Genomic DNA, 13,606 nt, shown 5'->3' with positions numbered 1-13,606 from the left:
CTGCTGTGAAGCAGCATCCTACGCAGGGACACTTATTGACTATCGCAACCTCCGGTCGCAGCGTGCGCGTTTCCAAGCCGAACGACATCGTCGCCTCCTACTCCATCCTGCTCAAGCAGGTGCGCAAAGAAGGGTTGCTGAACCGGCGGCGTCGTTTCTACGTCGCGGTCTTCGCCGCTCTTGCCCTGACCATGGGTGCGGCCTGGACCGGGTTTGCCCTGCTGGGTGACACCTGGTTCCAGCTGCTGATCGCTGGCGTGCTGGGCATCGTCTTCACGCAGATCGCCTTCCTGGCCCATGAGGCCTCGCACCGGCAGATCTTCAAGACCCGCGGTGCCAATGACTGGTCCGGTCGAATCCTCGCCGCTGGCGTCGTGGGCATCAGCTATCAGTGGTGGATGAACAAGCACACCCGCCACCACAACGACCCCAACATGGTGGGCAAAGACCCCGACATCGAGATCGATACCATCTCTTTCATCGAGGAAGACGCGGCGAAAGCCAAAGGACTCCATGCCTGGATTACCCGACGCCAGGGGTACCTGTTCTTCCCGCTCCTCACTTTCGAGGGGATCAACCTGCACGCCAAGTCCATCGGAACCCTTTTCCGGCCCGGCGCGGTGCAGGGCCGCTGGATCGAGCTTGCCCTGCTGGCCATGCGCTTCGGTGCCTACCTCGGCATCCTGTTCTGGTTCCTTCCCGTGGGCATGGCCTTCGCCTTTATTGGGGTCCAGATGGCCGTGTTCGGTGTCTACATGGGCGCGTCCTTCGCCCCCAACCACAAGGGCATGCCGATCATCCCGAAGAACAGCAAGCTCGACTTCTTCCAGAAACAGGTTCTTACCTCGCGGAATATCCGGGGCGGCAACTTCGTGAACAACGCCTTCGGTGGACTCAACTTCCAGATCGAGCACCACCTGTTCCCGGACATGCCCCGCCCGCACCTGCGCAAGGCGGCCCTGATTGTCCGCGAGCACTGCGAACGCCTGAAGGTGCCCTACACCGAGGTGGGCGTCGCCGCCTCCTACGGAGCCGTGGTGTCCTACCTGAACCGGGTGGGCCTGGCCGCGCGTGACCCCTTCGACTGCCCCATGGTCAACAAATACCGGCACCAGTAGCCGACGCGTTCCCGCTTTGACGGCGGCCTCCACCAACCCCTGGTGGAGGCCGCCGTCGTTGTTTGTGACAGGATCATTTCATTTGCCTCTTGCCGGATCATTCTCCTGAATTGAAGGACACATACTCATGACTCTCCCGAACTATCACATCGCAGTCATCGCTGGTGACGGTATCGGCACTGAAGTTATGCCCCCGGCCCAGCGATTGCTGGAGGCCGCCGGAGCGCGGTACGGGTTCTCCTTCGAGTGGGAGGAACTTGAGTGGGGCTGCGAGTACTATGCGCGCACGGGCGCCATGATGCCGGAGACGGGCCTGGCCCAACTGGCCGAGTGCGACCAGATCCTCCTGGGCGCCGTCGGCTATCCCGGTGTGCCCGACCACGTCTCGCTGTGGGGGCTGCTGATACCCATCCGCCGCGCGTTCCAGCAGTACATCAACCTACGGCCGATCAAGCTGCTTCCCGGGATCGAGAGCCCACTGCGCAAGGTGCCCGCCGGGGGCATCGACTTCCTGGTGGTGCGGGAGAACAACGAGGGCGAGTACTCCGAGAGCGGTGGGCGCCTGTACCGCGGAAGCCCCCAGGAAATCGCCATTCAGGAATCAGTGTTCTCCCGGTTCGGGGTGGAGCGTGCCATGCGTTACGCCATCGGTCTGGCGGAACAGCGCGAGGGTAAGCTCGCCTCGGCCACCAAGTCCAACGGGATCATCCACACCATGCCGTTCTGGGACGAGATCTTCCGGGAACTCGGCGCCGAGCATCCCCACCTGGAGATTTCCGAGTACCACATCGACGCGCTGGCCGCCCTGTTCGTGCTGGACCCAGCGCGGTTCGACGTCGTCGTCGCCTCGAATCTGTTCGGTGACATCCTCACGGACCTTGGCGCGGCCATTATCGGAAGCATCGGCATCGCGCCGTCCGCCAACCTGAACCCGGAAAAGGAGTTCCCCTCCATGTTCGAGCCGGTGCACGGCTCCGCGCCGGACATTACCGGCCAGGGCAAGGCGAATCCACTTGGCCAGGTCTGGGCGGCATCAATGATGCTCGATCACCTGGGCCACCAGGATGCGGGCGAGGCAATCATGACGGCGATGGGACACGTCCTCGAAGAGACCGAGGTGCGCACCCCGGACCTGGGCGGATCGGCCAGCACCGAAGAGGTGTCCGAGGCGCTCATCAACGCGTTTAACGCCGCTTCACCGGCCTGACTGCCCGAACGCCTGGTCCGGACAATTACCCGTCCGGGCTAGGCGTTCCACAACCCGTACGAGTCGGCCAGGGAGGAAATTTTCTGCGCACGGGCCAGCCTCGGCAGGTACGATCCGTCTCCCACCACCGCACCGGCGGCATGAGCGCTCAGGAGCTCGTAGGCCCACATGATCTCGGACTCGCTGGGTGAGAGGCCCTTGTTGATCGTGTCGGTAGCGTCCGGCAGGAGGCACAGCTTCCCGGTCATCCCCATGGACGCCGTGACCTTGCAGGCCTCAAGCAGGGTATCGCCGAGGGCGCCGACGGTGGGTCCATCGATTGGGCCCGGCAGTTGACCCACCCGTGATGCGACCACCAGCTTCGCCCTCGCATAGGCGAGCGCCATCGGCTCGTCGGAGGCGCCGGTGTCCCGACGGAAATCGCCGACCCCGAACGCCAGCCGGAAGGTGCCCGGAGCGCTGGCAATCGCCGTGGCGTTCTCGATGCCCAGCGCAGACTCAATCAGCGCGAGCACCGGGGTGCCCGCCTGCAGTCGCATGGCGGTGTGGGTGACTTGTTCGGGCTTCTCGGTCATGGCCAGCATCACTCCGCGGAGCCCTGGCGCCTTCGACAGCGCCGCCAGGTCATCGGCCCAAAAGTCGGTTTCAATGCCGTTGACGCGGACCCAGGCGGTCATGCCGGTCGAGAGCGCTTCGACCACCCGCTCGCGCGCCTCCTGCTTGCCGTCGGCCGGGACGGCATCCTCCATATCGAAGACCACCGAGTCGGCCTCCGAGGTCAAAGCGGGCGCGAAGTTGGACTCGGACGCCGCTGATGCAAGCAGCCAGGAGCGGGAAAGCTTGGCAGGAAGCGCAGCAGCGCGGCTGTTTCTTAAGGAAGCCATACTAGAACACTACTGAACCGTCGGAGCCATAATCCACCGCAGCACCGTAGGCGACGTAAACACTACGACCAATTCGCCGCTCGGCCGTCCGTGACTCCGGGTCGCCGGTGACGACGGCAAGCAGAGATCGTCCTACGATCACCGTGGGTGCACGTGTTTCTCCTGGGCAATCAGCCGCCGCGCTGCTGATGGCCATTCTGGGCTTCGACAGACTCCAGGCGGACGGGCGGTCCGACACCGAGCACCGAATCGGTAAGCGAGTCAGGTAACCTAATGGCGCGTTGGCCCGGCGTCCAGCACTCCACCCATTGGCTGAGAGCCGCCGATTTGTCGGCAGATTCCACACCACCCAACCAAACAGATGGTCCCGTCAGCGCCGTCTCGGAGAAGCGAAGTGCTACCGCAGCGACAGCGCCCTGCGCGCAGTGCTGCAGACACCCCGCAGAGATGAGTACGCCACCCGAGGAGCGGGCGACTGCGTCGGCGAGTCCGCCACCGCCCGCGGCCCGCATGAGCGCCGCGCAACGATGGCCTGCGCACAGGGCGACGACGACACCCGCACCCGGCGCGTTGACTTCGCTCATCGGACTAGCCCTGACGGGCTTTCATCCGAGGGTTCTTCTTATTGATGACAAAGGTCTTACCGCGTCGCCTGACAATCTGTGCTCCTGGTACTTTTTTCAGGGCCCGAAGGGAGTTGCGAACTTTCATGATGCTCCTTTAGCGTTCTTGGCCAGGTACTGCCTGGTTGCCAGTTCTGATGTGGGGTAGATCCGTCCCGTCTTCCAGTTCCTCATCGGTGAGGGCGCAGTCGCTGAGTGTCTGGACAATGACCCCTGCATCGATATCGTCGCCGGTGAGCGCAAGGTGCGTGCCCCGGCACAATTCACCATGGGTATCCAGGCTCCATGCGCCACCGTTGCCGAGCGAGATGCGGGGGCCAACTCCGTGGACCGCAATGCGGGTGTTCAGTACGCCGGCGATCCAGACGCTGCCCCTGACGAAACAGCAGCCCTCGGATATGGTGCCCAGCGCGGTGCGGAACCGATCTGGGTGCAAGGGTCGATCGATTCGCAGCTGAAAGGTACTAAACGGCGCGAAGGATGCCGACGGCGCAAAGACTCCACCGGGAAGACTCCGCGCACGGGACGCGGCATCGTCATGCACGCCAAAGTCTTCGGCGACCATTTCACCGGCAGTCAATACCCGGGCGTGGGGCGCCACTTCGCCGATGAGTTGGCAGCCGCGCAACGAAAGCTCTTCGTTTACCCCCAGCAATTCGCTGGTGGTCGTCAGCACCGTATCTGCAAACAGAAGCTCCCCCACCAGGAATTCGCCGGGGGTTCGCGAGTCTTCAGGAACAGCCGTGTAGCCAGAAGCGAACAGGGTGTGATGGTCCCAGAGTTGGTCTTCGACATCTTCTGCCCGCACCGCAACGGCGACAATATCAATACGGAACGCTTGGGGGCTCACCGCATGCAGCCCATCGATCGCGTTCTCGGCAGTGGTCCCTGGCGGCAATCCGACAATGGCCAGTGGGACTGAAGCCTCCTTCAACCGAAGGAGGGCCGGCGCGAGGTCAAGCCTCACAGTGCAGCTGAGGCACCCATGCTCGAGGAGAGTCGATTCCCATTCCACGAGCTCGTTGTCCCGATGGACGCGGCGGGTCACCACTCCCTCGTCCAGCAGGTCATGGCTAATTACCGGTGTCCCCGGATAAAGATTTGCGACCCTCGCCGTCACGCTATCGCGGCTGAGGGCATCGAGAGAAGTAATCAGGATGAGATGCATGAGTCCAACTATATGAGAATCGTTCTCATATAGGAAATCTCTTCCACTGCGTCATGGTTTCCGCGGAGATCCCTCAGTTCCGCGGGGTCACGCGTCCCATCCGCATCGTCGGGGTCGCTAGTGGGCGGTCAACCCCACATGGCGGGCGATGTCCCGGCCAACCTGCTCCAGCAGGGTCGCCGCATTGGCGATGCACCGCTCGACGTCGGGCTCCAGGTCTGTGAGGGCGAACGTGCGCTCGAAGCCCGCCGTCGTCAGCTGCTCGGGGGTCAGGACCGTACGGCCGCAGACGGCCACCGCCCGGACCTTTGCTGCAGCAGCGGCGTTCGCCACTCCCATCGGAGTCTTGCCACCCAGGCTCTGTTCGTCGAGGCTGCCCTCGCCGGTAATCACCAGGTCGGCGTCACGCAGTTTCGCGGCCAGTCCGGTGAGCTCCAGCACGACGTCGATTCCCGGCCGGCGCCGAGCGTTCAGGACGGCGAGCGCCGCATAGCCGACGCCACCGGCCGCGCCCGCGCCGGGTGCTGTCACCATGTGGGCGGCCCTCGGACCCGCCGCGTCCGCGAGGACACTCACGAACCGGGCCAGTGCCGCGTCGAGTTCCTCGACATCCGCTGGGGCCGCGCCCTTCTGTGGCCCGAACACTGCGGCGGCCCCTGTGGGGCCGAGCAGCGGATTGTCGACGTCGGACGCCAGGGTGATGAACGCGGCCTCCAGCCGGGGGTCAAGGCCGGCCAGGTCGATTCGGCTGAGCCCGGCGAGCGCCGCGCCGCCGTGCGGAAGGTCGACGCCGTCGTCGTTCAGCAGCCTGGCCCCCAATCCGGTCAGGACACCTGCACCGCCGTCCGTGTTGGCGCTGCCCCCCACCCCGAGCACGATGTCCGTGCAGCCGCGGTCGAGGGCGAATCTGATCAGCTCGCCGGTTCCGCGGCTGGTGGCGCCGCGTGCGTCAAGGCTGCCCCCCGGCAACACGGCGAGGCCGGAGGCGAGAGCCATCTCGATCACGGCCTGCTGGCCTCGGATCGCGATCGGCGCCTGGAGCGGTTCCCCGGTCGGTCCGGTGACGACGGTGAGGTGGAGGGTAAATCCAGCGGCCACCGCGGCGTCCAGGGTGCCCTCTCCGCCGTCGGCCGCCGGCACCTGGTCGATGGTGAGGTTGGCGTCCGGCCCGGCTGCCGCACGTATCCCGGCGGCCACTGATTCGGCGACCTCGGGGGCGGACAGCGAGCCCTTGAACTTGTCCGGTGCTATCACGATGCGCATAGTGCCATTACATCACTGGCGGCCTGGCCCGGGTCGCTGTGTGTCCTGTCATGAGGCGGCCTCGTGTTCGGGACCTCTGGATCGAGGCGTGAGCTGGCGGAGCACCTTGCCCCGTTCCTCTACCGGGGTGTTCGCCACGATCAGCGCGCCAACGGTGAAGCACGGGCTGGAGTCCACCACCGCCCTTCTCCTGTCTTCAGACTGCTGTCTTCACACAGATTATTTGCCGGACAGCTGATTGATCAGCTTGAACAGGCCGGAGTGGTCCAGATCGCCGTCACCAGTAGCGACGAGCGAGGCAACCAGTTGCGCGGATACGGCACCAAGTGGGGTGGCGACGCCGGCTTCGCGGGCTGCTGAGGTGACAATGCCGAGGTCTTTGTGGTGCAGTGCGAGCCGGAACCCGGGGTCGAAGTTGCGGTCGAACATCTTCTGGCCCTTCTGGTCCAGCACTTTGGAGCCCGCCAGTCCGCCGCCGAGCACTTTCAGGGCGGACGCAGTGTCCACGCCGTACGCCTCAAGGAAGGTGATGGCTTCGGCGAGGACGCCGATGTTCACTGCGACGATCAGCTGGTTGGCAGCCTTGACGGTCTGCCCGGACCCGGACGGACCCACGTGCACGATGGTTTTCCCGACGGCGGCGAAGACGTCCTGGGCGGCCTCGAAGTCGGCCGCGTCGCCGCCGACCATGATCGACAGGGCTCCGTCAATGGCGCCCTGCTCGCCTCCGGAGACGGGCGCGTCGAGAGGGCGCAGTCCGGCATCCCTGGCCTCGTCGGCGAGGCGGGCGGCGACGTCGGGCCGGATGCTGCTGGCGTCGATCCACAGGGCTCCCTGCCGGGCGTTCGCAAACACGCCGCCAGCACCACCGACGACCTCTTCAACGTCGGGGGAATCCGGCACCATGGTGATGACGACGTCGGCATCGGCCACCGCGTCGGCGATGCTGGAGGCACCGCGCCCGCCCTCGGCGGTGAGCTTGTCGATCCGGCCCTGGCTGCGGTTGTACCCGGTGACGGTGTGACCGGCGGCGACGAGGTTAAGGGCCATCGGGAGCCCCATGATGCCGAGTCCGATGACTGCAACGTGTGTCATTGTGCTGATCCCCTACTGCTGACGGTGGTGGCGAGCCAGGAAAATGCCTGGTCGGCGGGTGTCTTGTATTCGAGGCCTATAAGGCCCTGGTACCCCCGGGTGCGGCTGCGGTCGATCCAGTCCGTCAGCGGGAGGTTGCCGCTACCAGGGGCACCACGACCGGGCGCATCGGCGATCTGGATGTGCCCGAAGTCCTGGGCATGGGCGTCGATGACGGCGCCGACGTCGTCGCCGTTCACTGACAGGTGGTAGAAATCGGCGAGGAGCTTGATGTTGGTGGTGCCGCGGGCGTGCACCCGGGCGATCACGTCGAGGGCGTCCTGGGCGGTCTTGAGCGGGTAGCGGTCGGCACCGCTGATCGGTTCCAGGAGCACGATTCCGCCGATCGCGGCGACCGCCTCCGCGGCGAGCACCAGGTTGTCGACGGCGAGCGCGTCCTGCTCCTCCGTACTGACCCCTTCCACACGGTTGCCGTACAGGGCGTTGAACGCCGTGCACCCCAGACGCTCTCCAATCCCGACCACCACAGGCAGGTTCTCCCGAAAGTCCTCGCTGCGTTCGGGCCAGGACACCAGGCCGCGGTCCCCGCCGGGCATGTCCCCAGCGTTGAAATTTAGTCCGGTCAGCTGGACGCCCGCACTGGTGATGGCGTGCTCGAACTCCTCGATCTCAGCTGCCGACGGGGTGGACGTGGGGAAGGGCCACCAGAACTCGACCGCGTCGAACCCGGCCGCTTTCGCCGCCACCGGGCGCTCCAGCAGCGGCAGCTCAGTGAGCAGGATTGAACAGTTCACTGTGTAGGTCATCAGGAACCCCAAATTCTCTTGTTATTCCGCGCACTGGAATGCGTCTTTTATCTGACGAAAGACTAGGTCGGGTCGAAGATGCCCGTCAACCAGTTTCTCGATAGATACGGCCCAGAGAGCAAGATCCGCCGCTTGCAACCGGCGGATCTTGCCCCGAGGGCCGCTTTTGTGTCGGCAGCGGTGCGTGAGGGCCGCTTTTGTGCCGACAACTGCGTGTGAGGGCCGCTTTTGCGCCGGCAACGGCGTGCGAGGGCCGCCGTTGTAGCGGCAGCGGCGTGCAGCTAGGACCGCGTGCGGCGCTAGGCTGCTCGACGCGCTTCAGCTCTCCGAAGGTGAGTGAGGATCCGTGCCTTGAGTTCCGCTTCCCTGAACAGGTCAGACCATTCGATCCGCAGGATGGTCCATCCGAGCTCGACCAGTGCCTTCTCGCGTCGGCGCTCCTCAAAGAGGACCTGGGAAGTGGGCTGATAGTCGAAGTACTTGATGCGACCATCAAACTCCATGGCTGCCCGTAGCTCTCGCCAGGCGAAGTCCAGTCTGTAGTCACCCAGCCTGCTGGAGACCCATACCTGCTGTTCGGGCATCGGAATCTGCTGGGATCGCATGGTATCCAGGGTGAGCGTTTCGCCGGGAGATTCCGACAAATGGCTCGCATTCGCTATCACCCGCCGTGCGTTCCGGATGCCTTTGTGATTGACGAGACTCTCAGTGACGCGTTTCATTCCCTCCCTGCTGGCCCCCAATCTGAGGGCGTGTTCAGCTGTGACAAGTCCCTGCCGATACTGGAGGATCCGTGAGCAGTCCACCACCGTACGCTCCAATGAGGTGACGAGCAGGCCGCGCCTCTGGGTCACCTCCGGGGCCGTCAACCACCCCTGATGTTTGCGCACATCCCGGGCATGGCTCGTCGGCGAAACACTCGACGACTGGGTGATGTGGATCAGGAGATCAGGGTTCAACAGGTACAACCCGTGCAGACGAGCTGCCGAAGTATGGCTATAGACCGGAGTTTCATTGCCCAGGGACCCCCCGACCGCGCGATGCGCAACCACCCGAAGCACTTGCTGGCCGTTCGTCGTCAACGTCTTCCACCGTTCACTGGACTGGTAACAGCCGCGCCGGAGCCGGACCAGCTCCCCCTGCCGGGCTAGGGCGGCGATGGTGGCGGTGGTCAACCCCCGGTTAAGGAGTTCAGGTGTAAGCCATAGCTCCTGTCGCTCCAGCCAATCCAACCTCGTCATGGCAATCAGGATGCCCAGCCAAACCGTGCACCACCATGGGTCTCCTTGGTTATGTGGACAACCCGCTCGAGTCCGTTGCAGGCGGTGGCTGCGACGCATACCTGCAACAGCACGCTTCCGCCTGACACCCGATGCCGCCTGCGCCAGAAACGGCCCTTAGGGCAAGACCTGCCGCGTGCAAGCGGCGGATCTTGCCCTAAGGGCCGTTTTTGCGGAGAACCACCAGGGGACCCCACAAACACGCCGGGAACAATTGAAGGGATCCATGCGTTTGCATCTACATAACGGCGTCCACCGCTGGATCTAACGAGGAGGAAGTGTGACCGCACAAACCGAAGGGCTCCACCACGTCACCGCAATTGCGGGTGACCCCCAGAAGAACATCGACTTCTACATCAAGGGCCTGGGCCTGCGACTCGTCAAGAAGACCGTGAACTTCGACGATCCCGGCACCTACCACCTCTACTACGGCGACGAAGCCGGCAGCCCCGGCTCCCTGCTGACCTTCTTCCCCTGGCAGGGCATTCGAAGCGGCAAGGTCGGCACCGGACAATCCACCACCACCGCGTTCTCTGTCCCCGAGGGCACCCTCGGCTGGTGGCAGGAGCACTTCAAGGCCATCGGCGTCGATTCCTCGATCGCCCGCGCGTCCTCCGAGGAAGAGCGCCTGTCGCTCCGCGATCCGGACGGCCTCCAGATCGACCTGGTGGCGTCGTCGCTCTCTGATCCGCGTAACCCGTGGGACTCCGCCTCCGTCCCCGCCGAATATGCCGTCCGCGGCCAGCACTCATCGGTGCTCACCGTCGAGGATCCCACCGCGAGCCTCGAAACCTTCACCCGGGACCTGGGCATGAAGATCCTCAGTGAAACCGATGGGCGGTACCGTCTCAGCACGCACGACGGCGAGCCCGGCACCGTCGTCGACCTGGTCACCGACCGCCGCGGCGAGCGCGGCCTCGTGGCCGGCGGCACCGTCCACCACATCGCGTTCCGGGTGCCCGACCAGGCTACCCAGGAGGTGTGGCGCCAGGAGCTGGCGGAGCGCGGCTACGCGGTCACGGCCATCCTTGACCGCCAGTACTTCACCTCGATCTACTTCAGGGAGCCAGGCGGCACCCTGCTGGAAATCGCGACCGACACCCCGGGCTTCGACATCGACGAGCCGCTGCTTGAGCTGGGCCGCTCCCTGAAACTGCCACCATGGCTGGAGCCCAACCGGGACGCCATCTCGCACGCGGTCGCGAAGATCAAGGTGCCCGATGAGAACAACCCGTCCATCGCCACCTTCCTGAGCTAGGAGCACCAGATGACCAACGTTGACCAGTGGCCGCACCTCCACGACGCGGGAACACCCGACAGCCCCGTCCTCCTGCTGCTCCATGGCACTGGCGGCACCGAACATGACCTGCTGCAGCTGGCCCAGCGGCTGGCGCCCGGGGCGGGTTACCTCGCCCCACGGGGTCCGGTGCAGGAACAGGGAATGAACCGGTGGTTCCGCCGCTTCGGCGAGGGCAAGTTCGACGTCGACGACGTCGTCCGGCGCGCCAGCGAGCTTGCCGACTTCGTTCAGTGGGCCCGCCAGAACTACGGCCTGGGCGAGCGGAAGGTCATCGCGGTCGGGTTCTCCAATGGCGCGAACATCGCCCTGGCCACGGTGCTGTTGCACCCCCAGGCACTGGCCGATGTTGTCGCCTTCTCCGGGATGTATCCGCTGGGTGACCGGTCGTTCGACGGCGACCTGTCAGGAACCGCCGTCGCCCTCTTCAACGGGGAGGCAGACGCCATGGCGCCGCTGACCAGCGTGACGCAGCTGAAGTCGGTGCTGGACAACACGGGATCCGACGTCCACCAGGTGGTGCGCGAGGGTGGGCACGGCGTGCACCCCGTCGAGGTGGATGCCGCGGCAACGTGGATCGGCTCCCGCACCGCCCCCGCCGCCGGGTAAACCACCTCTACCCCAGCCCACCCAGCCAATCGAGTCGGTCAGGGTGGGTGCCTCGAGGCCGCTGTCCCCCACGCAGCGGCCCCGCGGCACGATTAGTTGGGTGCCCTCCACAGCGAGCACCCGGGTCCGTCGCCGGTCACCGTCAGGCGTGCGCCGCCGCGGCCTGCGGCGCCGTCGCAAGACGAGGCAGCACGTGTTCAGCCCAACGGGCCTTCACCGTCGCAACGGCATCGGCGCCCGGGTGTCCCAGATGCACCGCCGTCGATTCCGTCCCGGGCCTGACCCAACCGGTCATCGGCGAGGAGCCCCACGATCGCAGTCACATCATCGACGACCGCCAACCTCAGGTGGGCAGCACGCCCATGCGCGAGGTCCAGCGCTTTCAACTGTGCCATCGCCCCCAATGTACTCGTCGCGAGGGTGCCCGCGGTTGGGTCGCCCCATCACGCCCTTGTCAGCGACGCACCCCCGACATAGCATCCAGTAATGGATGCTGTTGAGTACACTCCGCGCCGCGATCAACTGGTCTACACGTTTGGTGGCGCCGCGCCGGTGATGACCGTCCAGCCCGGGACGGTGTTGAAACTGTGGTCCGAGGACGCATTCAATCACGCGTTGACCAGTGTCGATGACCTGTCCAGCGAGAAGGTCGACCTGCGGTTTGTGAACCCCCAGACCGGCCCGTTCTACGTGGCTGGCGCGGAGCCCGGTGACACGCTGGCCATCCACATCGTCGATCTGACGCCGGCCCGTTCCTGGGGTGCGTCTGCCACCATTCCCTTCTTCGGCGGGCTGACCAGCACTGACCGGACCGCGTTTCTCCAGGAGCCTTTGCCGGACACCACCTGGATCTATCACGTGGATACGGCGCGGCAGCAGGTCGGGTTCCAGGCGCGATACACCGACTTCGAGGTAGCCTTGCCGCTCGAACCGATGCTCGGCACCATCGGCGTGGCGCCGCCCGGTGGCGAGGTGCGCTCGTCGCTGGTGCCCGAACGGTTTGGCGGGAACATGGACTCCCCCGAGGTCAAAGCCGGTACCACCGTCTACCTCGGCGTGAACGTCGAAGGTGCGCTGTTCTCGATCGGTGATGGGCATTACCGGCAGGGCGAAGGCGAGGCTTGCGGCACAGCCGTCGAAGGCGCCATGAACTCCACCATCATCGTTGAGCTGATCAAGGGTGGCGCGCCCGCCTGGCCGAGGCTCGAAAGCGACAGCCACTGGATGGCCGTCGGTTCCTCCCGGCCCATGGAGGATTCCTGGCGGATCGGTCAGGTGGAAATGGTGCGGTGGTTCGAGGAACTCTTCGGACTGCACCAGATGGACGCCTATCAGCTGCTCACCCAGACAGCGCTGGCACCCATCGCCAACGCCGTCGACGCCAACTACAGCGTGGTCATTAAAGCGGCTAAACACCTTTTCCCCCGGGTACATGCCTTTGACGGAATACATGACGAGCTGCGACGACGCAGCCAGAACCTCTAGGAGAAACCCATGGACCTACAACTCGGCGGGCTGACCGCTCTGGTAACCGGCGGGACCAAGGGGATTGGGCGTGCCATCGTTGACTCCTTCGCGGCTGAGGGCGCCAACGTCGCGTTCTGCGCGCGGGATGCGGCCGAGATCACTGCGACTGAGGAGGCCTTGGCCGGGAGCGGCGGGCGGATCATCGGTACCGCCATGGACATGGGCGACGCCGACGCCGTCGCCGCCTGGGTAGAAGACGCCGCGTCGACCTTCGGCGGGATCGATATGGTGGTGAGCAACGTCAGCGCGCTGGCCATTCCCGACACCGATGAGAACTGGGAAGCCTCGCTCCGGGTGGACCTGATGGGCACTGTCCGGCTGGTCAAGGCCGCGCTGCCCCACCTGACGCAGAGCGACGCGGCGTCAATTGTCGCAATCTCGAGCGTCTCTGGCCGTGAAGTGGATTTCGCTTCCGGCCCCTATGGGACGGTCAAGTCCGCCCTCATCGCCTACCTGGCTGGACTGGCGTTCCAGCTGGCAGACCGGGGGATTCGCGCCAACACGGTCTCCCCTGGCAACACCTTCCATGCGGGTGGGGTGTGGGAAAGCATCGAACAGGGCAACCCCGAGTTGTTCACCATGGCGATGGGGTTGAACCCGACGCACCGGATGGGTACCCCGCAGGAGGTCGCGGACACGGTGGTCTTCGTTTCCAGCCCCAGGTCCAGCCGGACCACCGGAGCCAACATCCTGGTGGATGGTGGCTTGTCCCGCGGGATTCAGTTCTGA

General features: G+C 65.1%; 16 protein-coding genes. 6 read left to right on the top strand and 10 right to left on the bottom strand.

Translation table 11 applies throughout. The annotated features are described in order from the left end of the window. Positions 1–35: 35 nt before the first annotated feature. Positions 36–1,118, top strand: coding sequence for an acyl-CoA desaturase (locus tag H4V95_RS00790; protein ID WP_245345509.1), 1,083 nt, complete (start codon positions 36–38; stop codon positions 1,116–1,118). Positions 1,119–1,245: 127 nt separating this feature from the next. Next, the gene (locus H4V95_RS00785; RefSeq protein WP_209728181.1) at positions 1,246–2,325 is read left to right on the top strand and encodes a tartrate dehydrogenase; all 1,080 of its coding nucleotides are present in this window, start codon (positions 1,246–1,248) and stop codon (positions 2,323–2,325) included. A gap of 38 nt (positions 2,326–2,363) precedes the next feature. Here H4V95_RS00785 and H4V95_RS00780 read toward each other — a convergent pair whose 3' ends face one another. The 9 genes from H4V95_RS00780 to H4V95_RS00745 all read right to left on the bottom strand — a co-directional run bounded on the left by H4V95_RS00780 (position 2,364) and on the right by H4V95_RS00745 (position 9,405). Then, entirely contained in the window at positions 2,364–3,209 is an 846-nt protein-coding gene (locus tag H4V95_RS00780) for a CoA ester lyase (protein ID WP_209728179.1), read from the bottom strand. Positions 3,210–3,379: 170 nt separating this feature from the next. After that, positions 3,380–3,793, bottom strand: a complete 414-nt coding sequence (locus H4V95_RS00775) for a hypothetical protein (RefSeq protein WP_209728177.1) — start codon at positions 3,791–3,793, stop codon at positions 3,380–3,382. Positions 3,794–3,797: 4 nt separating this feature from the next. Next, the gene (gene ykgO / locus H4V95_RS00770; protein ID WP_082471366.1) at positions 3,798–3,920 is read right to left on the bottom strand and encodes a type B 50S ribosomal protein L36; all 123 of its coding nucleotides are present in this window, start codon (positions 3,918–3,920) and stop codon (positions 3,798–3,800) included. Between the two features lie 9 nt (positions 3,921–3,929). Beyond that, positions 3,930–5,000 carry a GTP-binding protein gene (locus tag H4V95_RS00765; RefSeq protein ID WP_209728175.1) on the bottom strand — a complete coding sequence of 357 codons (1,071 nt, stop codon included), beginning with the start codon at positions 4,998–5,000 and terminating at the stop codon, positions 3,930–3,932. A gap of 117 nt (positions 5,001–5,117) precedes the next feature. Further along, complete coding sequence (locus H4V95_RS00760; RefSeq protein WP_209728173.1) at positions 5,118–6,263, bottom strand: glycerate kinase; 1,146 nt, start codon at positions 6,261–6,263, stop codon at positions 5,118–5,120. Between the two features lie 48 nt (positions 6,264–6,311). Continuing rightward, on the bottom strand, positions 6,312–6,440 hold the full coding sequence (locus H4V95_RS18540; RefSeq protein ID WP_281064505.1) for a hypothetical protein: 129 nt from the start codon (positions 6,438–6,440) through the stop codon (positions 6,312–6,314). 42 nt (positions 6,441–6,482) lie between these two features. Continuing rightward, entirely contained in the window at positions 6,483–7,358 is an 876-nt protein-coding gene (locus H4V95_RS00755; RefSeq protein WP_209728171.1) for a 2-hydroxy-3-oxopropionate reductase, read from the bottom strand. Then, on the bottom strand, positions 7,355–8,164 hold the full coding sequence (locus tag H4V95_RS00750) for a hydroxypyruvate isomerase family protein (protein WP_196866966.1): 810 nt from the start codon (positions 8,162–8,164) through the stop codon (positions 7,355–7,357). The genes H4V95_RS00755 and H4V95_RS00750 overlap by 4 nt, the downstream gene beginning before the upstream one ends. 299 nt (positions 8,165–8,463) lie before the next feature. Next, positions 8,464–9,405: a type IV toxin-antitoxin system AbiEi family antitoxin domain-containing protein gene (locus tag H4V95_RS00745; RefSeq protein WP_209728169.1), complete on the bottom strand. Its 942-nt coding sequence runs from the start codon at positions 9,403–9,405 to the stop codon at positions 8,464–8,466. A gap of 319 nt (positions 9,406–9,724) precedes the next feature. Here H4V95_RS00745 and H4V95_RS18700 point away from each other — a divergent pair, with 319 nt between their 5' ends. Together H4V95_RS18700 and H4V95_RS00735 are read left to right on the top strand one after the other, a co-directional pair. Then, positions 9,725–10,702 (top strand): ring-cleaving dioxygenase, encoded by a 978-nt coding sequence (locus tag H4V95_RS18700; protein WP_196866968.1) that lies wholly within the window; start codon positions 9,725–9,727, stop codon positions 10,700–10,702. Positions 10,703–10,711: 9 nt separating this feature from the next. After that, complete coding sequence (locus tag H4V95_RS00735; protein WP_209728167.1) at positions 10,712–11,350, top strand: alpha/beta hydrolase; 639 nt, start codon at positions 10,712–10,714, stop codon at positions 11,348–11,350. A 197-nt stretch (positions 11,351–11,547) separates the two neighbouring features. Here H4V95_RS00735 and H4V95_RS00730 read toward each other — a convergent pair whose 3' ends face one another. Further along, positions 11,548–11,745, bottom strand: coding sequence for a hypothetical protein (locus H4V95_RS00730; RefSeq protein WP_209728165.1), 198 nt, complete (start codon positions 11,743–11,745; stop codon positions 11,548–11,550). Positions 11,746–11,836: 91 nt separating this feature from the next. On the opposite strand from H4V95_RS00730, the gene H4V95_RS00725 reads away from it, so the two are divergent. Next, on the top strand, positions 11,837–12,835 hold the full coding sequence (locus tag H4V95_RS00725; protein ID WP_196866971.1) for an acetamidase/formamidase family protein: 999 nt from the start codon (positions 11,837–11,839) through the stop codon (positions 12,833–12,835). A gap of 9 nt (positions 12,836–12,844) precedes the next feature. Beyond that, on the top strand, positions 12,845–13,606 hold the full coding sequence (locus H4V95_RS00720) for an SDR family NAD(P)-dependent oxidoreductase (RefSeq protein ID WP_209728163.1): 762 nt from the start codon (positions 12,845–12,847) through the stop codon (positions 13,604–13,606).

The organism is Arthrobacter sp. CAN_C5, assembly GCF_017875735.1.
Lineage (GTDB): Bacteria > Actinomycetota > Actinomycetes > Actinomycetales > Micrococcaceae > Arthrobacter_D.
Note: the sequence above shows the minus strand (reverse complement) of the source record. Positions and strands in the feature narration are given on the sequence as shown.

Bases quoted from the DNA above. Each gene is read 5' to 3' on its own strand.
- H4V95_RS00765 (WP_209728175.1), bottom strand. From the start codon at position 5,000: ATGCATCTCATCCTGATTACTTCTCTCGATGCCCTCAGCCGCGATAGC.
- H4V95_RS00725 (WP_196866971.1), top strand. From the start codon at position 11,837: ATGGATGCTGTTGAGTACACTCCGCGCCGCGATCAACTGGTCTACACG.
- H4V95_RS00750 (WP_196866966.1), bottom strand. From the start codon at position 8,164: ATGACCTACACAGTGAACTGTTCAATCCTGCTCACTGAGCTGCCGCTG.
- H4V95_RS00730 (WP_209728165.1), bottom strand. From the start codon at position 11,745: ATGGCACAGTTGAAAGCGCTGGACCTCGCGCATGGGCGTGCTGCCCAC.
- H4V95_RS00760 (WP_209728173.1), bottom strand. From the start codon at position 6,263: ATGCGCATCGTGATAGCACCGGACAAGTTCAAGGGCTCGCTGTCCGCC.
- H4V95_RS00745 (WP_209728169.1), bottom strand. From the start codon at position 9,405: ATGACGAGGTTGGATTGGCTGGAGCGACAGGAGCTATGGCTTACACCT.
- H4V95_RS00720 (WP_209728163.1), top strand. From the start codon at position 12,845: ATGGACCTACAACTCGGCGGGCTGACCGCTCTGGTAACCGGCGGGACC.
- H4V95_RS00755 (WP_209728171.1), bottom strand. From the start codon at position 7,358: ATGACACACGTTGCAGTCATCGGACTCGGCATCATGGGGCTCCCGATG.
- ykgO (WP_082471366.1), bottom strand. From the start codon at position 3,920: ATGAAAGTTCGCAACTCCCTTCGGGCCCTGAAAAAAGTACCAGGAGCA.
- H4V95_RS00785 (WP_209728181.1), top strand. From the start codon at position 1,246: ATGACTCTCCCGAACTATCACATCGCAGTCATCGCTGGTGACGGTATC.
- H4V95_RS00780 (WP_209728179.1), bottom strand. From the start codon at position 3,209: ATGGCTTCCTTAAGAAACAGCCGCGCTGCTGCGCTTCCTGCCAAGCTT.
- H4V95_RS00775 (WP_209728177.1), bottom strand. From the start codon at position 3,793: ATGAGCGAAGTCAACGCGCCGGGTGCGGGTGTCGTCGTCGCCCTGTGC.
- H4V95_RS00735 (WP_209728167.1), top strand. From the start codon at position 10,712: ATGACCAACGTTGACCAGTGGCCGCACCTCCACGACGCGGGAACACCC.